This is a genomic window from Rhodoferax ferrireducens, assembly GCF_049302455.1.
In the GTDB taxonomy this organism is placed as follows: Bacteria; Pseudomonadota; Gammaproteobacteria; order Burkholderiales; family Burkholderiaceae_C; genus Rhodoferax; species Rhodoferax ferrireducens_B.
The window spans coordinates 1-20,776 of sequence record NZ_JBAQMD010000098.1; the positions used below are offsets into that span (position 1 = coordinate 1).

Below are 20,776 nucleotides of genomic sequence, written 5' to 3' on the forward strand. Positions count from 1 at the left end.
TCGCCAGGGTTTACGACATTGAGCGCGAAGTCAAAGAACTGCTTCCCGATGAACGAAGGCGAATACGCCAGGAGAAATCAAAACCACTGCTGGATGCTTTGCATCAGTGGATGATCCTGAATCGGCAGAAGATCACGGATGGTTCAGCCACGGCCAAAGCGTTGGATTACAGCCTGCGTCGCTGGTCTGCGCTGACGCGTTTCCTCTCCGACGGTCAACTGCCGGTGGACAACAACCACATCGAAAACCAGATCCGTCCGATTGCCATCGGGAGGAATTATCCAAGACAGAAACAACTGGCTGTTTGCGGGATCACTGCGTGCGGGCAAGCGCGGTGCTGCTGTGATGAGTCTGATCCAGAGTGCCAGGCTCAATGGGCATGATCCGTTTGCCTACCTCAAGGATGTTCTAACCCGGTTGCCTACGCAGCGGGCAAGTCAGATTCATGAACTGTTGCCGCATCGCTGGCAGCCGCAAATTCAATTCACTTGATTCCCAGACACAGCCACTGCGCTGTGGTCAAGATGGGTTGGCTGCGTGCTTACTACCCGTCTCCACGATGTGGCAATGGTGGGTGAACCGGTCCAGCAGCGCCGTCGTCATCTTGGCATCAATAAACACGGCCGACCACTCAGAGAAGCTCAAGTTGGTGGTAATCACCGCACTGGTGTGCTCGTACAGCTTGGAGAGCAGGTGAAACAGCAAGGCAACACCGGATTAACGCCAGAGCGGGCCTTGCAGTCCCTACGCGGAATTCAGCATCACAGGGTACCTGGATTGGGAGTACGCTTTGGTGGCGCAGTTGGGGCGCAATGGCAGGCCCCATTTATCGCTCATCTAATAGCAGAGAGGATTTCTCGTTCGAGAGCTCCGGTGGCTACGCACTCGGCAGCACGGCCGTCAGAACCGGCCGGAAAAGAAGTACCGCCGCCCGAGTTGAACGAAATGCTATCCGTGCTGGATTGAGGGAAGTTGTTTGCAACGTTTCGGATAACTTGCTGCCGTTGAACTACGTATCGAGTGTTCGCAGTGACTCTGGTTTGAGTGGGAGACAACTCCTCGAATACAAGATTGACTCGACCTTCCAATGACATTTTCCGTTCAATGTTGAAAAGCCCGGTTCCCGGAAGCATTATTTCGTAGGTCTGGTGGCCCTTTGCCCCCGCAAACTCATAGGTGCGCTCGCCTCGCGCATTTTTTACATATGAGGTTATGCGCCCACAATCGATGTACTTCTCGGGTTCGCCGTTGTAACTAACATTTATGAGTCCTGAGGACTTGTCGAGGTTGTTAATCATGAAAAATTGCTTCCCAAGTTCTGGAACGCTAGCGTTCCACACTGCTTCGCGTGGCTTGTCGACTACCTTGACATTCGAGGACGAAGTGGTTTGCGAGATTGGTCGAATGTAGTCAACTTTTCCTGCGCAGGCTGTGAGTGCGAGAACAGCTATAGTGATAACGTAAAGGCGCATGTGAATCCTCCCTGTTTGGTTTTTCAAATGGTGGTGCTTTAACCGCGATCTAATGTACAGGAAGCCCAGCGTAGTCATTTCACCGTGCATTTGCCCTTAGCTGACAGGCTGAAATGCTTACCATTTCAGCCGTCAATCGAAAACTCTCAATGTCAGCATGCAGTCTTGAAGAGTCAGTGGCTGCGGAGTTGAGAAATTTTCTCTTGAAGGGGCGGTTCCATCTGCTCAACCGACGATCACATAAATCGATACCTACCATTCAGCTTCACGACTTGTCTGTCGTGAATGTGGCAAGGAATTCAACTACCCAACCTACGCAAACCCAGCCAGATCGCGCAAACGCCGATGCGCCACGTCTTCCAGATCCGGCGGCACGGACTGCCTGGAATTCAGGTAATGGTTGCTGAAGACCTCCAGATAGGTCTCCAGCGTCTCGGCCGCATGTGTCTCGCCGCCCAAGGCCAGGCATAGTGCGGCCACCTCCGATGTGCACAGGTGGTCATCGCGGGTCGAGCGGCGCAGGCGGTAGCGCGAGAGTTGTTCGGGTTGCAGGCTGAGCACCGGCAAGTGGTTCAGATAGGGGCTTTTGCGAAACATCTTGCGTGCCTGCGACCAGGTGGCATCCAGCAGGACAAACAGCGGGCGTTTGCCGGCAAGCACGGGCACCTCGGTCACGACGCGCTCAGGGGCGACATACTCGCCGGGAAACACCAGATAGGGCGCCCATTGCGGGTCGGCCAGCAGAGTCAGCAAGGCGGGGTCCACTTGCGTGCGCGACCAGCCAAAAGCGGCGGTGTCCGGCACCACGTCGGCGATCAACCAGCCGGTATTGCTGGGTTTGAGCGGCTCCATGTCACACATGATCAGGCACATACCAGCGCGGGTAGTCACCTGGGGCCGCAAGGCACACAGGCAGTGGCTGAAGATCACCCGGCAAGCGGGACAGCGCGGCGCGTGCGAACCGCGGGCAACAAAGGGCTTGTCAAGGCTCGCCAGGCTCGCCCTGCGCTGCTCGCGCAGGCGGGCGACCGCATGGCTCATGCCAGGTGTTTTCCGGCGATGCCGGCCAGCTCGAACATCGTCACCTGCGGCTTGCCGAACACGGCCAGCAGTTTGGCGTCGGCGTTGATGTTGCGTTTGTTGACGGCGTCCTGCAGATTGTTGGCCTTGATGTAGTCCCACAGCTTCTTGATGACCTGCGGCCGCGCCACCGGCTCGGCGCCAATCACGGCGGCCAATGCCGCGCTGGGCTGCAGGCCGGCGGCTGGGCTGGCCACTTTTTTGACCGCTGCCTTGCGCGGCGTTTTGGCGCTGGCCTTGACCGCGGCTTTGGGACTGGCTACTTTTTTAGCTGCCTTTTTGGCTGTAGCCCCCGTTGTTGCTGCCTGAATTGCTCCTGTTTTGGTAGCTACTGCGGCCCCGGCTGCCGACTTGGCGGCGGTCTTGCGCGGCGGGAATTTGCTCGGTGCAAACTCAAAATTCACTTTGCCGGCCTCGGCGTCCCAGGCCAGCATGGCTTTGAAGCCGCGCCGGGTGCGCATGGAGACAAACTTGTCGAGCAAATCGGTCTTGCCGGTGGCCAGCAACTTGTGCATCTGCTCGCGCTCAACCGGCTGCTGCAGGATGATCTGGCCGGTCTTGAAGTCGCAGCTGGGCGTGGCCTGGGCGTCGGTGGGCACGGACTTCTCGCAGACGTAGTTCTTGCCATGTTCAAACACGGCGCTGCCGCACTTGGGGCAGGCGCCCAGTGACTCCTGGCCGCTGAAGTCGATCAGTTCACCGCTTTCCTCGCCTTTTTTGTCGTCGCCAAAGTCAAATTCGAGCTTGTAGTTTTTGGTCTCTTCGTCGAACTTGATCACCATCTCAGCCGTGAACGGCCAGCCCGCCTTGGAGCGGAAACCGTCCAGCGGGCCAATCTTTTTGTCGCGTAGAAACTGCTCCACTTCGGCCACTTCAAAGGTGCGCCCGGCTGGTGTTTTCCCGAACGAGAAGCCGCAGCCTTCCTCCGCGCCGGTCTTGCCGGTGCAGGTGTAGCGGCGGTAGTTTTCCTTGATGATGCCGCCGCAGTTCGGGCACGGTGCGGTCAAAGTGGCGTAGTTGCCGGGTACGGTGTCGCGGTCGTATTCCTTGGCCTGTTTCACCATGCGCTCGGTCATGGCGGCAATCTCGGCCATGAAGTCGGCCCGGCTGAGCTGACCGTGCTCCATCAGTGCCAGCTTGTGTTCCCACTCGCCGGTCAATTCGGCTTTGGACAACTCCTTGACATCCAGGCCGCGTAAGAGCGTCATGAGCTGAAACGCCGATGCGGTGGGGATCAGCTCGCGGCCTTCGCGCAGCATGTATTTCTGGGTCAGCAGGCCTTCAATGATGCTGGCGCGGGTGGCCGGCGTGCCCAGGCCTTTTTCGTGCATGGCGGCACGCAGCTCATCGTCTTCAATGGTTTTCCCGGCGCCTTCCATGGCGCCCAGCAGCGTGGCCTCGGTGTAGCGCGCGGGGGGCCGGGTTTTCAGGCCGCGGGCCTCGACCGTCTGCGCCGTGACGCGTTCACCGGGCTGCACCGGCACCAGGCGCTGGCCCTTGTCGCCGTCTTTGGCGCCGTCACGATCCGTCACTTCATCGACGGCCTCTTTGCCATAAATGGCCAGCCAGCCGGGCTTGACCAGCACCTTGCCTTCGGTCTTGAAGCTGTGGCCGACGGCAACGGAAATTCGGGTCGTGATCTGGTATTCAGCGTTGGGGAAAAACACCGCCATGAAGCGGCGCACCACCAGGTCATAAATCTTCTGCTCAGCTTCGCTCAAGCCGCTGGGCGCCTGCAGGGTCGGGATGATGGCAAAGTGGTCGCTCACCTTGCTGTTGTCAAAGATGCGTTTGCTGGGGCGAATGTAGTTGTTGTTCAGCGCCGTCAAGGCGTGCGGTGCCAGATGGCGCATGGCGCTTTTTGAGAGCATCTCGAACGTTTGCTTGACCACCGGCAGGTAGTCCTCGGGCAGCGCGCGCGAGTCGGTGCGCGGGTAGGTCAGGGCTTTGTGACGCTCGTACAGGCTTTGCGCAATCGACAGCGTGGTTTTGGCGGAAAAGCCGAACTTGCCGTTGGCTTCACGCTGCAGAGAAGTCAAGTCAAACAGCAAGGGAGAAGCTTGCGTGGTCGGCTTGCTCTCTTCGGTGACGCTGGCGGGCTGGCCACGCACGGCGTCGGCAATCGCCTGCGCCTCGCGCTGCTGCCACAGGCGGTCGGCCTTGAGCTCCGGGTCGGCCTCCTCAAGGTTACCGGCGGCGGCATTGGCGGCGGCTTTTTTCCACTGCGGGTCAAACCATTTGGCGGGGTAGTCGCCCGCCTGCGCGGCGAAGGTGGCGTGCACCTCCCAATAGTCGCGCGACACAAAGGCGCGGATTTTTTCCTCGCGCTCCACCACCACGCTCAAGGTCGGTGTTTGCACCCGGCCCACGGTGGTCAGAAAGAAGCCGCCGTCGCGCGAGTTGAACGCCGTCATGGCGCGCGTGCCGTTGATGCCGACCAGCCAGTCGGCCTCCGAGCGGCAACGCGCCGCGTCGGCCAGCGGCAACATTTGTTCGTTGGAGCGCAGCGTGTTGAAACCATCGCGAATGGCTTGCGGCGTCATGGATTGCAGCCACAAGCGGCGCACCGGTTTGCCCAGCGGCTTGGCCCCGCCCGCGTATTGCTCGATCAGGCGAAAGATCAGCTCGCCCTCGCGCCCGGCATCGCAGGCGTTGATGAGCTGGTCCACATCCTTGCGCTTGGCCAGTTTGACCACGGCGTTCAGGCGCGTTTTGGTTTTGTCCACCGGCTTGAGGTCAAAGTGCGGCGGAATCACGGGCAGGTGGGCAAAGCTCCACTTGCCGCGCTTGACGTCAAATTCTTCCGGCGCCTGAATCTCCAGCAAGTGGCCTACCGCACTGGTGACGACATAGCTGTCGCTTTCAAAATGCTCGTCGTGCTTGTCGAACTTGCCCGCCACCGGCGTGAGGGCGCGCACGATGTCTTGGGCAACTGACGGTTTTTCGGCAATGATCAATGTTTTCATCTGACTACAATCCAGTTTCTCGCGGGCGCCCGGGCGCTCGCACACACGTGGGCACGCACACACGCGCCCATACGAGTTCACGATACCAAATTTTTTAGGCCGGTCCCCAAGTGAGCAAGAAAAACGCCCCCGCAGGCAATCGCCGCATTCAAACCCGGCGCTCCGGTGTCCATGGCAAGGGGGTGTTTGCCGTGCAGCCGATTGCCGAGGGCGAAACCCTGATCGAGTACGTGGGCGAGATCATCAGCTGGCCCGAGGCGCAGGCGCGCCATCCCCATGACCCGGGCAACCCCAACCACACGTTTTATTTTCACGTCGATGAAGACCATGTGATTGATGCGCTGTACGGTGGCAACTCGTCGCGCTGGATCAACCATGCATGCGACCCGAACTGCGAGGCCGAAGAGCAAAACGGCCGCATCTTCATCAAGGCCTTGCGCAACATCGAGGCGGGCGAAGAATTGAACTACGACTACGGCCTGATCATCGACGAGCGTTACACCCCCAAGCTCAAGGCCGAATACCCGTGCTGGTGTGGTTCCGCCAAGTGCCGCGGCACGCTGCTGGCGCCCAAACGCGGCCGCCGCTAACGAGGCATGGACACCCACGTCTTGGACGCCATCCGGGAGGCTGTGCAGCCCGACCTGCCCGGCTTTCGCGTCGAGTGGCTGCCCCAAATCGATTCCACCAACAGCGAGTTGATGCGCCGCGCCCGTGCCGGGCGGCTGGAGCCGGTGCTGCTGGTGGCCGGGCAGCAAACCGCCGGGCGCGGGCGTTTGGGGCGGCAGTGGCTCAGTGACACTGGCGCCGACGCCAAACTGGGCAGCGAGGGTTCCCTTACTTTTTCGCTTGGCTTGCCATTGGCGCCGCTGGACTGGTCTGGCCTGTCCCTGGCCGTGGGTGTCAGCGTGGTCCGCAGTCTTCATCCCGATCTGCGTTTGAAGTGGCCCAATGATGTGTGGCTGCGCGATCGCAAGCTGGCGGGCATTCTGATTGAAACCGCCAATCTGGCCGACACCCCCGAGGCTCGCTATGCCGTGGTCGGCGTCGGCATCAACATGAAACCGCGTGCTGCCACCGGCTTGAGCACGCCGCCGGCTTGGCTGGGCGAGGTGTTGCCAGGCGTGGAAGCGCCAGAGGCGCTGCTGCGTATTGCCGCGCCGCTGGTGCGAGCGCTCAAGCTGTTCGAGGCCAACGGGTTTTCAACTTTCCAGACCGGTTTTAACGAGCGGGACGCGTTGGGCGGCCTGGCCGTTACCCTCAGCGACGGCACGACGGGTGTTGCGCAGGGTGTGGATGGCATGGGCGCCTTGCTGGTGCACACGGCGCACGGCCTGAAGAAAATTACCAGCTCCGAAGTGAGTCTGCGGCCCCTGAACCCGCCGTCCTACGAAAATCTCTAGCCCTCCCCAGCGAAGACCGCTTGCCGGCACTCTATCGACCATGCTACGTTCTTTTGTCCTGGCCCTGCTGCTGATCAATGGTCTTTACTTCGCCTGGTCGCAGGGTTTTTTGCAGTCTTTGGGGCTTGCGCCCGCAGCGCAGACCGAACCCCAGCGCCTGGCCCAGCAGATCAAACCCGAGGCCTTGCAGGTGCGCACGGGGCGGGAGTTGCGCCTGACTGCGGCGCCGCCCGTGGCACCCAAGCCCGGCACGTGCTGGCAGGCAGGCGTGTTTGAAGGGGCTCAGGCCATGCTGCTGCGCGAGGCACTGGTCGCGGCAGATTTGCCCGCAGGCGCGTGGTCGCTGGACCCGGTCCTGGAGCCCGGGCGCTGGATCGTCTACATGGGCAAATTCGCCAATGCCGAGGCACTGGCGAAAAAAAGTGCAGAGCTCGCCACCTTGAAACTGAAAATTGAGCCCTTGAAAGACCCGGCGTTGCGCCCGGGACTGTCGCTGGGCGGCTACGAGACGCAGGCAGCGGCCAATGCCGCACTCGCCGTCCTGGTCCAGCGCGGTGTGCGCACGGCGCGGGTGCTGCCAGAGCGCGCCGAGGTGCGCGGTGTGATGCTGCGGCTACCCGCGGCCGATGAAGCGCTGCGCCGCAAGCTCGATGCGCTCAAGCCCGTGCTGGCAGACAAGGCCTTGAGCCCGTGCCCGTGAGCGCCCGCCCGGGCGTCAGGCCGGCGCCGGCTCGGAGCTGCTGGCCCAAAAGCGCACGCTGAAGCGGGCACCCGGGCGCGTCTGCCCGGGGTGGGTGGGCTCCAGGCTGACCGTGGCGTTGTGCTGGTGCGCGATTTCCATCACGATCGGCAAGCCCAAGCCGGTGCCATCGGCCTCGGTCCCCAGCGCGCGGTAAAAGGGCTGGAAGATCAGCTCGCGCTCGACCTCCGGCACGCCGGGGCCGGAGTCCTCCACCTGCAGCATCAGCGTCTTGCCAAACGGGTCGGTCAGCACCCGCGCCGTGATGACGCCGGGTTGGCTCAGGCTGGACGGCGTGTAGTTGATGGCGTTGTCCACCAGGTTGCGTATCAGCTCCTTGATCAGCGTCGGGTTACCCGCCAACTGGCCTGATTCGGTGCCCGGTTGCGTGCCTTCATAACCCAGATCAATCTGTTTTTCAATCGCCCTTGGTACGCAGTCGCGCACCACCGCCATGGTCAGCTCGGCCAGATCGCAGACCTGGCGCGGCATCGCCTGGCCACTGCTTTCGGCCCGTGCCAGCGCCAGCAACTGGTTGACGCTGTGGGTCGCCCGGATACTGGCGCGGCCGATCTGGCGCAGCGATTGTTTCAACTCTTCGGCGCTCGCCCCCTCGCGTTGCGCCAGCTCCGCCTGCATGCGCAGCCCCGCCAGCGGTGTCTTGAGCTGATGGGCCGCGTCGGCCAGAAAACGCTTTTGGGTCGCAATCGAGTCTTTCAGCCGCAGCAGGAGGTCGTTGACCGAATGCACCAGGGGTGCCACTTCCAGCGGCACGGCCTGCGCCTCGATCGGGCTCAAGTCGTCGGGTTTGCGCGCCCGAATGCGCTCTTCGAGCTGATGCAGCGGCTTGATGGCCTGCACCAGCGCCACCCATACCAGCAGAACCGCCATGGGCAGGATGGCAAACTGCGGCAACATCACGCCCTTGACAATTTCGGTCGCCAGCAGGGATCGTTTTTCCAGGGTTTCAGCCACCTGCACCAGCGCCGGTTTGGCGCCGGGTAGCGGCAACTTGACCCAGGTGTAGGCGACCTTGACCTCGTCGCCGTGCACCACGTCGTCACGAATGCGAACCTCCCCCGGCTCGAAGCCCTCTTCTTTGGGCGGCAAGGGCATCTCACGCTCGCCGCTCAGGTACTCGCCACGGGTGCCCAGCACCTGGTAATAGACCGTGTCGGCGTCGTTGGCACGCAGCAGTTCGCGCGCTGGCAGGGGCAGGCGAAATTGCGCCCGCTGGTCGCTGATGGTGACCAGCTGCGCCAGCGCCCGCACGTTGTACTCCAGTGCCCGGTCAAACGGCTTGCCTGCAATGTTTTGAGCGACCAGCCAGGTCAACACCAGACTGACCGGCCACAGCAACAACAGGGGCGTGAGCATCCAGTCCAGGATTTCACCGAACAGGGAACGCTGTTCGTGGTGGGGAATAGTCACGGTGCTGCGCGCCGAGGCGACCTCATCAAATTATTTGGGGATTTTTTCCAGGCAGTAGCCCAGGCCGCGCACCGTGGCAATGCGGATGGGGCCTTTTTCAATTTTTTTGCGCAGACGATGGATGTAGACCTCAATGGCGTTGTTGCTCACCTCTTCACCCCATTCGCAGAGTCGCTCGACCAGCTGGTCCTTGCTCACCAGACGGCCGACGCGCTGCAGCATCACTTCGAGCAGCCCGAGTTCGCGGGCCGACAGCTCCACCATCACGCCGTCGATGGTGGCGACGCGGCCGGACTGGTCATAAATCAAGGGGCCGTGTTTGATGGTGCTGCTGGCCGAGCCCATGCCGCGGCGGCTTAACGCGCGTACCCGGGCTTCAAGTTCATGCAGGCTGAAGGGCTTGGCCATGTAGTCATCGGCACCCAGGTCCAGCCCTTTGACGCGTTCTTCCACGCCGTCGGCGGCGGTCAGGATCAGCACGGGTAGCGCGGAGCCGCGGGCGCGCAGTTTCTTCAAGACTTCGAGTCCGTGCATTTTGGGCAGGCCCAGGTCCAGGATCAACAGGTCGAATTCGGTGTTGGTCATCAGCGCGGCGTCGGCTTCCGTTCCGCTGGCGACATGGTCGACGGCGGCGCCCGAACTGCGCAGGGTTCGCAGCAGGCCGTCGGCCAGTACCTGATCATCTTCGGCAATCAGAATTCGCATCTTTGACTCCTCGTTGGGGTGGTGCCTGAGACCTTGTCAGGCTCTTGTCAGCCGATTCTAGGCGTCCCTGCAGGGACACTGTATTTCGTCAAATGAGTCTGACATTCACGCGGCATACGCTTCCAGGCCAAGCGCCATGACCGTGGCTACTTCCGTGCCGACCGCCGTGCGCAGCTCGGCCTGTGCCTGCACCACCGCTTGCCGGTACGCCTGCAGCCAGCTCAGGCCCACGGGGGTGAACACAATGCGCCGTGCCCGGGCATCGTGTGTCTCCTGCACGCGCAAGACCAGGCCCCAGGCCTCGCATTGATCCACCAGCTTGCCCATGGCCTGCTTCGTCATGCTGGCGCGCTGCGCCAGCTCGGTCAGGCGGGCGCCGCCTTGCGCCAGGTGCCGCGTGATGTGGATGTGGGAGGCGCTCAAACGCCCGCGTGCTGCCAGGTTCGACAGCGCCAGCGGCACGTCGTCATTACGCGCCATCAGTGCCAGCACGCGGGCATCAAACTTTTGCAGCGCCTGGCCCAGCCAATGACCTACATGCGCCTGGCGCCAGTCGTCGGGCAGGATCGCTTGCGCTGCGGGCGTCGTCTCCTGCGGCTGTGGGGCGAGGGCGCCAGGCCGGGCCAAGTCGGGTCGTTCAAACATGGCTTGAATAGTAAGCCAAATTGACTAAAAAATGTATTTACAGATTTGAACAACAGCCGCTAAACTACTGTTCAAGCATCCAGCCTGTCATTAAAGCCAGAGGATGCGGCAGATTTGCCCAGATTCAACCGGTTCCTATTTTCAAGGAGATTTTCATGGATGCACCCGTCGTCGCTCTCAAGGCCCCCACACCCACACCCACACCCGCCCCCACCCCGATCAACAGCGAAAAAGCCAAGGCCCTGCAAGTGGCGCTGGCCCAGATCGAGAAGCAGTTTGGCAAGGGCACCATCATGCGACTGGGCGAGGGTGAGGTGATCGAAGACATCCAGGTGGTGTCGACCGGCTCGCTCGGTCTGGACATTGCGCTGGGCGTGGGCGGTCTGCCGCGCGGGCGGGTGGTCGAGATCTACGGCCCGGAGTCCTCCGGCAAGACCACGCTCACGCTGCAGGTGATTGCCGAAATGCAAAAGACAGGTGGCCAGTGCGCTTTTATCGACGCCGAGCACGCGCTTGATATCCAGTACGCCCAAAACCTCGGCGTCAATCTGCAAGACCTGCTGATCAGCCAGCCCGATACCGGTGAGCAGGCGCTGGAAATTGTGGACAGTCTGGTGCGCTCGGGTGCGGTGGACCTGATCGTGGTCGACTCGGTCGCGGCGCTCACGCCCAAGGCCGAGCTGGAGGGTGAAATGGGCGACTCCTTGCCTGGCCTGCAAGCCCGGTTGATGAGCCAGGCGCTGCGCAAACTCACGGCCCACATCAAGAAGACCAATTGCATGGTGATCTTCATCAACCAGATTCGCATGAAGATTGGCGTCATGTTTGGCAGCCCCGAGACCACCACCGGCGGCAATGCGCTGAAGTTTTACGCCTCGGTGCGACTCGATATCCGGCGTACCGGCACCATCAAAAAAGGGGACGTGGCGATTGGCAACGAAACCAAGGTCAAGGTCGTCAAGAACAAGGTGGCGCCGCCGTTCAAGACCGCTGAATTCGACATTTTGTTCGGCGAGGGCATCAGCCGCCAGGGCGAGATCATCGACATGGGTGTGAATGCCAACATCCTCGACAAGTCGGGCGCCTGGTATGCCTACAACGGCGAAAAAATCGGCCAGGGCCGTGACAATGCGCGCGACTTCCTGCGCGAGAACCCCGCGCTGTCGCAAGAGATCGAAAACAAGGTGCGCGCCTCGCTCGGCATACCCTTGTTGCCAGGCGCCCCAGAGCCCGATGTCAAAGCCAAAGCTGCCGGCAAAAAGGCGGCCTAGTTCTCGTGTCATTTGCCCAGCCTTCGCTCAAAGGCCGCGCCTTGCGGCTGCTCAGTGGCCGCGAGCATTCGCGTGCCGAGCTGATGCAAAAGCTGCAGCGTTTTGAAGAAGAGCCCGGCAGCTTGGCTCAGGCCCTCGATGAGCTGCAAGCCAAAGGTTTCATCAACGAGCAGCGGGTGATTGAGTCGGTGCTGTACCGCCGCGCCGCCAAGCTGGGCACGGCACGCATCAAGCAAGAGCTGCAAGGCAAAGGCCTGGAGCCCCAGGCGGTCAGCGCCGCGCTGGCCGGTCTGCAGGCCTCGGAACACGAGCGGGCGCTGGCGGTCTGGCAGAAAAAATTTGGCACGGTGGCGGTGGACGGCGCCGACGCGGCGCGCCAGATGCGGTTTCTGGCGGCACGGGGGTTTAACGCTGAAGTGATCCGGCGTGTGGTCGCCGGGCGGCGGGGCGAGTGAACCGGCTGTTGACTTGTTTTATAAGCCAAATCAGGCTCTAGCCCCCGTGTAATAAGCGTTATTAGCTATCAATACTATAGCTAATTTGGCAAGCTACAGCCCCAGCATCAACTGCAAGTTCTGCACCGCAGCGCCGCTGGCACCTTTGCCCAGGTTGTCCAGGCGCGCCACCAGCACGGCGTGGTGAAAGTCATCGCGTACTTGCTTGTTGGCGAACACGCGCAGTTCCATCCGGTTGGTGTCTACCAGTGCCAGCGGATCGAGCTTGTTGTCCGGGGTGGCGGGCAGCACGCTGACCCACTCGCTGCCCGCGTAATGCTGCGTCAGCGCGTCCTGCAAGTCCTGCGCGCTCACGTGCCCCGGCAAGAGATCCAGATGCAGGGGTACTTGCACCAGCATGCCCTGCCTGAAATTGCCCACTGAGGGGATGAACAAGGGGCGGCGCAGCAAGCCGGTGTATTTCATGATCTCGGGAATGTGCTTGTGTTTCAAGCCCAGGGCGTACAGCTCAAACGCGGGTGCTTCGCCTTTTTCATAGGCCTCGATCATCGGGCGGCCACCACCCGAGTAGCCGCTGATGGCGGGCAGGGTGATGGGAAAATCTTTGGGGATCAGGCCCGCATCAATGAGCGGGCGCAGCAGTGCGATGGCCCCGGTGGCGTAGCAGCCCGGATTGGCGACCCGGCGTGCCTGGGCCACCGCCTCCCGTTGCCCCGCAACGAGTTCCGGAAAACCAAACACCCAGCCTGGCGCCGTGCGGTGCGCGGTGGAGGCGTCAATGATCTTGGGGCCGATCTGGCCGGTGGCACGCGCCATGTCGTCGATCATGGCGACCGATTCAATCGCGGCTTCGTCGTGCAGACAAAGCACCACCAGGTCAACCTGTGCCATCAGGGCGCGCTTGGCGGCCGCATCCTTGCGCTGTTCAGGCGCAATACTGATCAGCTCAATGCCCGGCAAGGTTTGCAGGCGCTCACGGATTTGCAGACCGGTGGTACCGGCTTCGCCGTCAATAAAAATCTTGTGCATGGTTCATCTCGGTCGGGAGGTGCTGGCTTGTCCTGTCAGCTGGCCTCAGGCTTGGTGCATTGCAGCATGATACAGTTGGAGGCTGCGTTGTCCAGTGCCTGCCGTAGAGTCCTCAAACTCTGCCGCCGGATGAAAAACTACCTGTTCCTGAGAGAGCCTTCATGAAAATTCACGAGTACCAAGGCAAGGAAATCTTGCGTCAAGCTGGTGTACCGGTGCCGCGCGGCATTCCGGCCTTCACCGTTCAAGAAGCGGTGGAAGCCGCTCAAAAACTCGGCGGCCCGGTTTGGGTGGTCAAGGCCCAGATCCACGCCGGTGGCCGCGGCAAGGGTGGCGGCGTGAAGCTGGCCCGCTCGATCGACGAGGTCAGAAAGCTCGCCGGTGAAATCCTGGGCATGCAGCTGGTCACGCACCAGACCGGCCCCGAAGGGCAAAAAGTTCGCCGCCTGCTGATTGAAGACGGCGCCGACATTCAAAAAGAATACTACGTGTCCGCCGTGACCGATCGTGCCAGCCAGCGTGTGGCCATGATCGTCTCCAGCGAGGGCGGCATGTCGATTGAAGATGTGGCGCACGACACGCCCGAGAAAATCATCACCGAGATCGTGGACCCCGCCACCGGCCTGACCGTTGCGCAAGCCACCAAACTGGCCAACGCCATCGGCGTGCCTGCCGGCTCGACCGCGCAAGCCGTGGACGTGCTGCAAAAGGTTTACAAGGTCTACATGGACACCGATGCCTCGCTGGTTGAAATCAACCCGATGATTCTGGAAGGCAATGGCAATATCAAGGCGATCGACGCCAAGTTCAACTTTGACGACAACGCGCTGTTCCGCCATCCCGAGATCGTGGCTTACCGCGATCTCGACGAAGAAGACCCGGCCGAAGTGGAGGCCAGCAAGTTTGACCTGGCCTACATCAGCCTGGACGGCAACATCGGCTGCCTGGTCAATGGCGCTGGTCTGGCGATGGCCACCATGGACACCATCAAGTTGTTCGGCGCCTCGCCGGCCAACTTCCTGGACGTGGGTGGCGGCGCCACCCCCGAGAAGGTGACCGAAGCCTTCAAGATCATGCTGAAGAACCCCAACGTCAAGGTGATTCTGGTCAACATCTTTGGCGGCATCATGAAATGCGACACCATTGCGGCCGGCGTCATTGCGGCTTGCAAGGCCGTGAACCTGAATGTGCCGCTGGTGGTGCGCATGAAGGGCACCAACGAAGAGCTGGGCAAAAAACTGCTGGCCGAATCCGGCCTGCCCATCATCAGCGCCGATACCATGGCCGACGCAGCGCAAAAAGCGGTGGCTGCCGTTAAAGCAGCCTGAGACTGACTAGGAACAAATCATGTCCATCCTCATCAATAAAGACACCAAGGTCATCACCCAAGGCATCACCGGCAAGACCGGTCAGTTTCACACCGAAAAGTGCCAGGAATATGCCAATGGCAAGAACTGTTTCGTCGCCGGGGTGAACCCCAAAAAGGCGGGCGAGAAGATTTTTGACATCCCGATTTTTGCCTCCGTCAAGGAAGCTGCCAGCCAGACTGGCGCGACCGTGTCGGTTATTTACGTGCCACCGGCTGGCGCAGCCGCCGCGATCTGGGAGGCCGTGGAGGCCGACCTGGACTTGGCGATCTGCATCACCGAGGGCATCCCGATCCGGGACATGCTCGAAGTGCGCAACAAAATGCGCGCCAAGGTGGCGGCCGGTGGCAAGGAAACCCTGCTGCTCGGCCCCAACTGCCCGGGCTTGATCACGCCCGACGAGATCAAGATCGGCATCATGCCCGCGCACATTCACCGCAAGGGCCGCATCGGGGTGGTCAGCCGCTCCGGCACGCTCACCTATGAAGCGGTGGCGCAGCTGACTGAAATTGGGCTCGGTCAGTCCAGTGCCGTCGGCATTGGCGGCGACCCGATCAATGGTCTCAAGCACATCGACATCATGCGTTTGTTCAACGACGATCCCGATACCGACGCGGTCATCATGATTGGCGAAATCGGCGGCCCGGACGAAGCCGACGCAGCACGCTGGTGCAAAGCCAACATGAAGAAACCGATTGTTGGCTTCATCGCCGGTGTCACCGCCCCTGCGGGCAAACGCATGGGTCACGCCGGCGCCTTGATTTCGGGTGGTGGCGACACGGCCGAAGCCAAGCTGGCGGTGATGGAGGAGTGCGGCTTCAAGATCACGCGCAATCCGTCCGAACTGGCCAAGCTGCTCAAAGCCATGCTGTAAAGGCGAGTCGCCTTTATCGGTGCGCCCCACGGCGGCGCTCAACCCACCTAGCCGGATTGCCTCAGGGACAATTCGGCTTTGTTGTTTATAAACCTCAGGCATTCAAAGAGACCCAGCACCGTGGAAGAATTTCTCACCGCTCACTTTTGGTTCGCTGTCGGTCAGATCATCATGATCGATATTTTGCTCGGCGGTGACAATGCCGTGGTGATCGCCCTGGCTTGCCGCCAGCTGCCGGTGCACCAGCGCCTGAAGGGCATTTTGTGGGGAACGGCGGGGGCGATTGTGCTGCGTGTCATCCTGATCGCCTTCGCCTTGACTTTGCTGCAGGTGCCATTTTTGAAGCTGGTCGGTGCCGCCTTGTTGTTGTGGATCGGCGTCAAGTTGCTGCTGCCGCAGGACGAAAACGGGCACAACAGTATTCAGGCCAGTGACAAGCTGTGGGCGGCGGTCAAGACCGTGATCATTGCCGATCTGGTGATGAGCATCGACAACGTCATCGCCATCGCCGGTGCGGCCACAGGCGCTGGCAGCCAGCACCAGTTGCCGCTGGTGATTTTTGGTTTGCTGGTTAGCGTTCCGATCATTATTTGGGGCAGTCAACTGGTGCTCAAACTGATGGACCGCTTCCCGGTGATCATCACGGTGGGTGGTATGTTGCTGGGATGGATTGCCGGCACCATGGCGCAGAGTGATCCCGCCGTGCAAAACTATTTACCCCAGTCCATGGTGTGGCACTACGGCTTCGGCTTGGTGGGCGCGCTGGGCGTCCTGGTGATGGGAGCGGCGCTCAAGAAACGCCGGCAAGCACCCACCTGAGTCTGTGCCAGGTGTGTAGGCAGGGTTGTGGCTGGCCGTGGCTTGTGCGGCGTTTTTTGCATAAAGCTGCGAAATTTCTTCAAGATGCCTCTTGTTGACGGTGGTTCCATCTGCTACCGTAGCCGTGAGCTGGATCTTTGCGGTTGACATTTTGCGGGCTGGTGCGCCGCTGATCGGTTTCAGCCACACAAAGGGTTAAAGGTGCCAGGTGGCGAGATCTTCTTTATCAAAATCGGTTTCCTTCTGGCGCACCGACTGGTTTGTGGGTGTCTTGGTTGTGCTCACCGTGATGCTGTTGCAGCTGGGCAGCGACTTTGTTGGCACCTTGGAGCGGCGGTTTTATGACGTCGCCAGCAGCAGCTCGCACCAGCCGTCCGACCGGATCGCCGTCATCGCCATCGATGATCGGAGTGTTGCCAACATCGGTCGCTGGCCCTGGCCAGGTGGTATTCATGCCCAGTTGATTGACAAATTGTCGGCCGCCAAATCCAAGGTTGTGGTTCATACCGTGTTCTTTTTTGACCCCCAGGTCGACGGGGGTCTGAGCTACATTCGCAGCTTGAAGGAGCTGCTGGGCGCTGACGCCGATCCAGCCGGCACCCCCTCCGCTCGGAGCGGACAACTGGCGCGCTTGATGGCCGAGGCCGAGACAGCACTCGACTCCGATGGTCAACTGGCTGCCAGTCTCAAAAGCGCCGGCAACGTCATCCTTGCTTCGCATTTCACCTTGGGCGAACCGCGGGGCAACGCCGACCAGCCCCTGCCCGCGTTTGCGCTCAAGAGTGCGCTTGATGAAAACAGCGCTTTCTCGCTGCCAGCGCTCAGAGGGCAGCAGCCCATCGAACGCATGGGGGCGGCCGCAGCCGGTATCGGCCACCTGAACCAGACGCAGGACGTGGACGGCGCCGTTCGATTTGAGCCCCTGCTGGTCAATTACGACGGCAAGGCGGTTCCCTCGGTGGCGCTGCTGGCCGCCACCCAAAGTCTCAACCTGAGCACGGCTGATATCACGCTCCATGAGGGTGAATCAGTGCAAATCGGCAAACTGCGCATAAAAACCGATGCGGCGGCGCGCATGTTGCCCCAGTTCTATCAAGGGCGTGACGGCAAACCGGCCTTTAGCGTGGATTCTTTTGACGATGTGCTCAGCGGCAAAATCCCCGCCTCCAAATATGCAGACAAGATTGTCATCATTGGGGTTACGGCAACGGGCGTGGGCACCCAGTTCCCTGTGCCTGGCAACCCGGCCTTGTCGCCCGCTGAAATCATCGCGCACACAACCTACAGCATCTTGGGTGAACACTTTATTGTTCAGCCAGGCTGGGGGGCTGGGGCCAGCCTGGCGGTGTTGCTCCTGGTCAGCGCCTATCTCATTGCCGCCTTGCCACGCTTGCCGGCGGGTCGGGCAGCCGTGTCCACCCTGCTGTTAGTGGCGGTTTTACTGGGCACCGAGTTTGGCCTGTTATCGGGCGCTGCGCTGTGGCTGAAGCTGGTGTTTTCGGCGACGCTGCTGCTGATTGGGCATCTGGCCCTGACGACCAAACGACTCTTGATGACGGAGGCCGACAAGCTCCAGCCGGATGAAGAGTCGGCTGAAACCAGGCGCATGATGGGCTTGGCGCTGCAAGGACAGGGTCAGCTCGACATGGCCTTTGACCGGTTCCGCCGCGTGCCCATGGCAGAGGCTGTGATGGGCGATTTGTACCGCCTGGCACTTGACTTTGAACGCAAGCGCCAATTGGACAAGGCCGGGGCCGTGTATCAATACATGGCGACCTACAACAAGGACTACCGAGATATCAAACTGAAGTTGAACCGGGCCAGGAATCCGTCCGAAGCCGTGCTGATCGGTGGCAACAGTTCCCGCCCGGGGGGCGACCTGCGGCTCGACGCAAGCGCGCTTGAGAAGCCCATGCTGGGGCGTTACCAAGTGGAAAAAGAACTTGGCAAAGGCGCGATGGGCGTGGTGTATTTGGGTAGAGACCCCAAAATCGGTCGGGTGGTGGCGATCAAGACCCTGGCCTTGAGTGAGGAATTTGAAGGTGATGAACTGGTGGATGCGAGGGAACGTTTTTTCCGCGAAGCCGAGACGGCCGGGCGTTTACAGCACCAGAATATCGTGACGATTTTTGATGCTGGCGAGGCGCACGATCTGGCCTATATTGCCATGGAGTTCCTTAAGGGCAAAGACTTGGCCGACTACTGCCAGGAGGGTCGTTTGCTGGCAGTACCTACCGTGCTTTCCATTGTGGTGCGGGTGGCGCAGGCGCTGGACTATGCCCACCAGCGGCATGTGGTGCACCGCGACATCAAGCCGGCCAACATCATGTACGAGCTCGAGAGCGATACCGTGAAGGTGACCGACTTTGGAATTGCGCGCATCACCGATTCGAGCAAAACCAGGACCGGCCTGGTGTTGGGTACGCCCAGTTTCATGTCGCCCGAACAACTCGCCGGTAAAAAAGTGGATGGTCGATCGGATCTTTATTCGCTCGGTGTCATGCTGTTTCAGTTGTTGACAGGCGTGTTGCCCTTCCGTGGTGACTCCATGGCCGAGTTGATGCACCACATTGCGAATGATGAGGCGCGCGACATCTGCAGCATCCGCCCGGCGTTGCCAGCGGCGCTGGCGCGCGTGGTCGCGCTGTCACTGAGCAAACGCCCGGAGGCCCGCTACCAGGACGGGGCGCAGTTTGCCTTTGAGCTGCGGGCGGTATTATCGGCACTGACGGGTGACGTGGCGGCGCCTGGAGGTGCCCTACCGATGGCGGACCGGCAGGCGTCATCCGTTGCTGAAAAGGCGACGCAGTTTGTGGCAACCGTTCCTGCATCGGCGACAGAATTTGAAAAAACGGTTGTGCTTGCCAGCACAACCCTCACGTTGAAACCGCCCAGCGCCAACGCAGGCGGCCTTGACACCTAGCCTGGTACTTCCATGAACTACACCTTCTGTGCGCAAACTGACCCGGGCCGGGTCCGGGAAAACAACGAAGACTCCGTGGCTTTTGATGCGGCCACAAACCTGGGCGTTTTGGCGGATGGTATGGGAGGTTACAACGCCGGCGAGATTGCCAGTGGCATGGCGACCGCCTATATCAAGTCCGAATTGGCGCGCTGGTTATCGGAGGCCAGCCCGCAGGCCAACGCCGGGGAAGTCAGGCGCGCCATTGAGATTTGCGTTGGCAATGCCAATCGTTCCATTTTTGCCGCGTCCTGCTCCAACAGGCAGTATGCGGGTATGGGGACCACCCTGGTGGTCGGCGTTTTTCTGGACAACCGTTTGTTGCTGGGGCATGTCGGGGATTCCCGCTGCTATCGCTGGCGCGGCAACACCCTGCTGCAGATCACCAAGGACCATTCGCTGCTGCAGGAGCAAATTGACGCCGGATTGTTAACGCCCGAGCAGGCGGCGACAGCGCCCAACAAAAATCTGGTCACCCGGGCACTGGGCGTAGATGATGTGGTTTCACTGGAACTCAACGAGCATCGCGTCGAGCCTGGTGATATTTATTTGATGTGTTCCGATGGACTTTCTGACATGATGCCAGACGCTGCGATGGCAGAAGTCCTGCAACATGGCGTATCACTGCTGCCAATGGCGCACGAGCTGGTAACCTTGGCCAACGAGAATGGCGGACGCGATAACATCACGGTATTGTTGATTCAAGCTTCAGCCGGCCCGGAAAAGCGTGGATTGATGGCCAGATTGCTTGGTAAATAGCTAGCGCATGAGAAACCCAATAATCAATTTCAGGAACAGGAGTCGGCCATGCCGAAAATGATCGTATCGATCGACGGTGTTGTCATCAAGGAAGTCCAGTTGACAAAGGACCGCACGACGCTGGGTCGGCGTCCCTACAACGACATCGTGATCGACAACCTGGCCGTCAGCGGCGAGCACGCGGTGGTGCAAATGACGGGTGGCCAGGTTTATCTGGAAGACCTGAACAGCACCAATGGCACCTACGTGAACGGCAAGGCGGTCAAGAAGCAGTTGCTCCAGGATGGCGACTCGGTCGAAGTCGGCAAATACAAGATCAAATTTGTCAGCGATGTGCTCGGCGAGAGTTATGAAAAGACCATGATGGTCAAAGCGGGTGCCAGTGGATTGGCGCCATCCGCTGCACCGACGTCGTTGACGCCGCCCGCGACCGCTGGTTTCGCAGCGCAAGCGAGCGCCGAGCCGCCGAGCGCCGCAATCAAGGTCTTGTCAGGGGCTGCGGCCGGCCGTGAAGTGCCCTTGACCAAAGTAGTCACCACGATCGGCAAGCCGGGTGTCGCCGTTGCCGCGATCACCCGACGCCAGCGTGGTTTTGTCGTGCACCATGTTGAGGGGGCGGGCAACCCGACCCTCAACGGGGCGCCCGTCGGGGCAGAGCAGGTGGCCTTGAAAAATGGCGATCTGATTGAGCTGGCCGGGACCCAAATGCAGTTTGTTCAGGCTTGAGCTGGCCGATTGACAGGCCAGGCTTGCGGTCCGGCCTGACGGATCAAGATCACGTACAGCGAGGCGTTATGGG

The 20,776-nt window shown here is 60.8% G+C and carries 18 protein-coding genes and 2 pseudogenes; 12 read left to right on the forward strand and 8 right to left on the reverse strand.

Annotation, left to right across the window (positions count from 1 at the left end):
* Positions 1-492, forward strand: a pseudogene (locus WA157_RS16400) (IS66 family transposase); the annotation flags it as partial.
* 48 nt (positions 493-540) lie between these two features.
* Here WA157_RS16400 and WA157_RS16405 read toward each other — a convergent pair.
* From WA157_RS16405 to WA157_RS16420, 4 genes and pseudogenes are all read right to left on the reverse strand, one after another.
* Positions 541-717 (reverse strand): annotated as a pseudogene (locus tag WA157_RS16405) (ATP-binding protein); the annotation flags it as partial.
* Positions 718-833: 116 nt separating this feature from the next.
* Positions 834-1,472 carry a hypothetical protein gene (locus WA157_RS16410; protein WP_422621981.1) on the reverse strand — a complete coding sequence of 213 codons (639 nt, stop codon included), beginning with the start codon at positions 1,470-1,472 and terminating at the stop codon, positions 834-836.
* A gap of 312 nt (positions 1,473-1,784) precedes the next feature.
* Complete coding sequence (locus tag WA157_RS16415; RefSeq protein WP_422621982.1) at positions 1,785-2,513, reverse strand: tRNA-uridine aminocarboxypropyltransferase; 729 nt, start codon at positions 2,511-2,513, stop codon at positions 1,785-1,787.
* Entirely contained in the window at positions 2,510-5,518 is a 3,009-nt protein-coding gene (locus WA157_RS16420) for a DNA topoisomerase III (RefSeq protein ID WP_422621983.1), read from the reverse strand. The genes WA157_RS16415 and WA157_RS16420 overlap by 4 nt, the downstream gene beginning before the upstream one ends.
* A gap of 110 nt (positions 5,519-5,628) precedes the next feature.
* Here WA157_RS16420 and WA157_RS16425 point away from each other — a divergent pair, with 110 nt between their 5' ends.
* The 3 genes from WA157_RS16425 to WA157_RS16435 are packed head-to-tail and all read left to right on the forward strand — an operon-like array spanning position 5,629 to position 7,621.
* Positions 5,629-6,108 carry an SET domain-containing protein gene (locus WA157_RS16425; protein WP_422621984.1) on the forward strand — a complete coding sequence of 160 codons (480 nt, stop codon included), beginning with the start codon at positions 5,629-5,631 and terminating at the stop codon, positions 6,106-6,108.
* A 6-nt stretch (positions 6,109-6,114) separates the two neighbouring features.
* Positions 6,115-6,921 (forward strand): biotin--[acetyl-CoA-carboxylase] ligase, encoded by an 807-nt coding sequence (locus WA157_RS16430; RefSeq protein WP_422621985.1) that lies wholly within the window; start codon positions 6,115-6,117, stop codon positions 6,919-6,921.
* Between the two features lie 40 nt (positions 6,922-6,961).
* Positions 6,962-7,621 carry an SPOR domain-containing protein gene (locus WA157_RS16435; RefSeq protein WP_422621986.1) on the forward strand — a complete coding sequence of 220 codons (660 nt, stop codon included), beginning with the start codon at positions 6,962-6,964 and terminating at the stop codon, positions 7,619-7,621.
* Between the two features lie 15 nt (positions 7,622-7,636).
* Here WA157_RS16435 and WA157_RS16440 read toward each other — a convergent pair whose 3' ends face one another.
* The 3 genes from WA157_RS16440 to WA157_RS16450 all read right to left on the reverse strand — a co-directional run bounded on the left by WA157_RS16440 (position 7,637) and on the right by WA157_RS16450 (position 10,441).
* A complete protein-coding gene (locus WA157_RS16440; RefSeq protein ID WP_422621987.1) occupies positions 7,637-9,091 on the reverse strand; it encodes a sensor histidine kinase N-terminal domain-containing protein in 1,455 nt (484 codons plus the stop codon).
* Positions 9,092-9,121: 30 nt separating this feature from the next.
* Positions 9,122-9,796, reverse strand: coding sequence for a response regulator (locus WA157_RS16445; protein WP_011466211.1), 675 nt, complete (start codon positions 9,794-9,796; stop codon positions 9,122-9,124).
* Positions 9,797-9,901: 105 nt separating this feature from the next.
* A complete protein-coding gene (locus WA157_RS16450) occupies positions 9,902-10,441 on the reverse strand; it encodes a MarR family winged helix-turn-helix transcriptional regulator (protein ID WP_422621988.1) in 540 nt (179 codons plus the stop codon).
* Positions 10,442-10,596: 155 nt separating this feature from the next.
* On the opposite strand from WA157_RS16450, the gene recA reads away from it, so the two are divergent.
* Together recA and recX are read left to right on the forward strand one after the other, a co-directional pair.
* Positions 10,597-11,712 (forward strand): recombinase RecA, encoded by a 1,116-nt coding sequence (gene recA, locus WA157_RS16455; protein ID WP_422621989.1) that lies wholly within the window; start codon positions 10,597-10,599, stop codon positions 11,710-11,712.
* Between the two features lie 5 nt (positions 11,713-11,717).
* Complete coding sequence (gene recX / locus WA157_RS16460; RefSeq protein ID WP_422621990.1) at positions 11,718-12,167, forward strand: recombination regulator RecX; 450 nt, start codon at positions 11,718-11,720, stop codon at positions 12,165-12,167.
* Between the two features lie 93 nt (positions 12,168-12,260).
* Here the strand turns inward: recX and argC are convergent, their stop codons facing one another.
* Entirely contained in the window at positions 12,261-13,196 is a 936-nt protein-coding gene (gene argC / locus WA157_RS16465) for an N-acetyl-gamma-glutamyl-phosphate reductase (protein WP_422621991.1), read from the reverse strand.
* 161 nt (positions 13,197-13,357) lie between these two features.
* On the opposite strand from argC, the gene sucC reads away from it, so the two are divergent.
* From sucC to WA157_RS16495, 6 genes are all read left to right on the forward strand, one after another.
* Positions 13,358-14,524, forward strand: coding sequence for an ADP-forming succinate--CoA ligase subunit beta (sucC, locus tag WA157_RS16470; protein ID WP_422621992.1), 1,167 nt, complete (start codon positions 13,358-13,360; stop codon positions 14,522-14,524).
* Between the two features lie 19 nt (positions 14,525-14,543).
* Positions 14,544-15,437, forward strand: coding sequence for a succinate--CoA ligase subunit alpha (gene sucD, locus WA157_RS16475; protein ID WP_011466205.1), 894 nt, complete (start codon positions 14,544-14,546; stop codon positions 15,435-15,437).
* 120 nt (positions 15,438-15,557) lie between these two features.
* Positions 15,558-16,256, forward strand: a complete 699-nt coding sequence (locus tag WA157_RS16480; RefSeq protein ID WP_422621993.1) for a TerC family protein — start codon at positions 15,558-15,560, stop codon at positions 16,254-16,256.
* Positions 16,257-16,464: 208 nt separating this feature from the next.
* Positions 16,465-19,179 carry a CHASE2 domain-containing serine/threonine-protein kinase gene (locus WA157_RS16485; protein ID WP_422621994.1) on the forward strand — a complete coding sequence of 905 codons (2,715 nt, stop codon included), beginning with the start codon at positions 16,465-16,467 and terminating at the stop codon, positions 19,177-19,179.
* A gap of 12 nt (positions 19,180-19,191) precedes the next feature.
* Positions 19,192-19,977 (forward strand): Stp1/IreP family PP2C-type Ser/Thr phosphatase, encoded by a 786-nt coding sequence (locus WA157_RS16490; RefSeq protein ID WP_422621995.1) that lies wholly within the window; start codon positions 19,192-19,194, stop codon positions 19,975-19,977.
* Positions 19,978-20,025: 48 nt separating this feature from the next.
* On the forward strand, positions 20,026-20,703 hold the full coding sequence (locus WA157_RS16495; RefSeq protein WP_422621996.1) for an FHA domain-containing protein: 678 nt from the start codon (positions 20,026-20,028) through the stop codon (positions 20,701-20,703).
* Positions 20,704-20,776: the final 73 nt, after the last annotated feature.

What these genes read in the sequence shown, in the direction of transcription:
- WA157_RS16445 (WP_011466211.1), bottom strand. Translation starts at nt 9,796, where the DNA reads ATGCGAATTCTGATTGCCGAAGATGATCAGGTACTGGCCGACGGCCTG.
- sucD (WP_011466205.1), top strand. Translation starts at nt 14,544, where the DNA reads ATGTCCATCCTCATCAATAAAGACACCAAGGTCATCACCCAAGGCATC.
- WA157_RS16415 (WP_422621982.1), bottom strand. Translation starts at nt 2,513, where the DNA reads ATGAGCCATGCGGTCGCCCGCCTGCGCGAGCAGCGCAGGGCGAGCCTG.
- WA157_RS16410 (WP_422621981.1), bottom strand. Translation starts at nt 1,472, where the DNA reads ATGCGCCTTTACGTTATCACTATAGCTGTTCTCGCACTCACAGCCTGC.
- WA157_RS16450 (WP_422621988.1), bottom strand. Translation starts at nt 10,441, where the DNA reads ATGTTTGAACGACCCGACTTGGCCCGGCCTGGCGCCCTCGCCCCACAG.
- recA (WP_422621989.1), top strand. Translation starts at nt 10,597, where the DNA reads ATGGATGCACCCGTCGTCGCTCTCAAGGCCCCCACACCCACACCCACA.
- WA157_RS16435 (WP_422621986.1), top strand. Translation starts at nt 6,962, where the DNA reads ATGCTACGTTCTTTTGTCCTGGCCCTGCTGCTGATCAATGGTCTTTAC.
- WA157_RS16495 (WP_422621996.1), top strand. Translation starts at nt 20,026, where the DNA reads ATGCCGAAAATGATCGTATCGATCGACGGTGTTGTCATCAAGGAAGTC.
- sucC (WP_422621992.1), top strand. Translation starts at nt 13,358, where the DNA reads ATGAAAATTCACGAGTACCAAGGCAAGGAAATCTTGCGTCAAGCTGGT.
- WA157_RS16490 (WP_422621995.1), top strand. Translation starts at nt 19,192, where the DNA reads ATGAACTACACCTTCTGTGCGCAAACTGACCCGGGCCGGGTCCGGGAA.
- WA157_RS16430 (WP_422621985.1), top strand. Translation starts at nt 6,115, where the DNA reads ATGGACACCCACGTCTTGGACGCCATCCGGGAGGCTGTGCAGCCCGAC.
- WA157_RS16420 (WP_422621983.1), bottom strand. Translation starts at nt 5,518, where the DNA reads ATGAAAACATTGATCATTGCCGAAAAACCGTCAGTTGCCCAAGACATC.
- argC (WP_422621991.1), bottom strand. Translation starts at nt 13,196, where the DNA reads ATGCACAAGATTTTTATTGACGGCGAAGCCGGTACCACCGGTCTGCAA.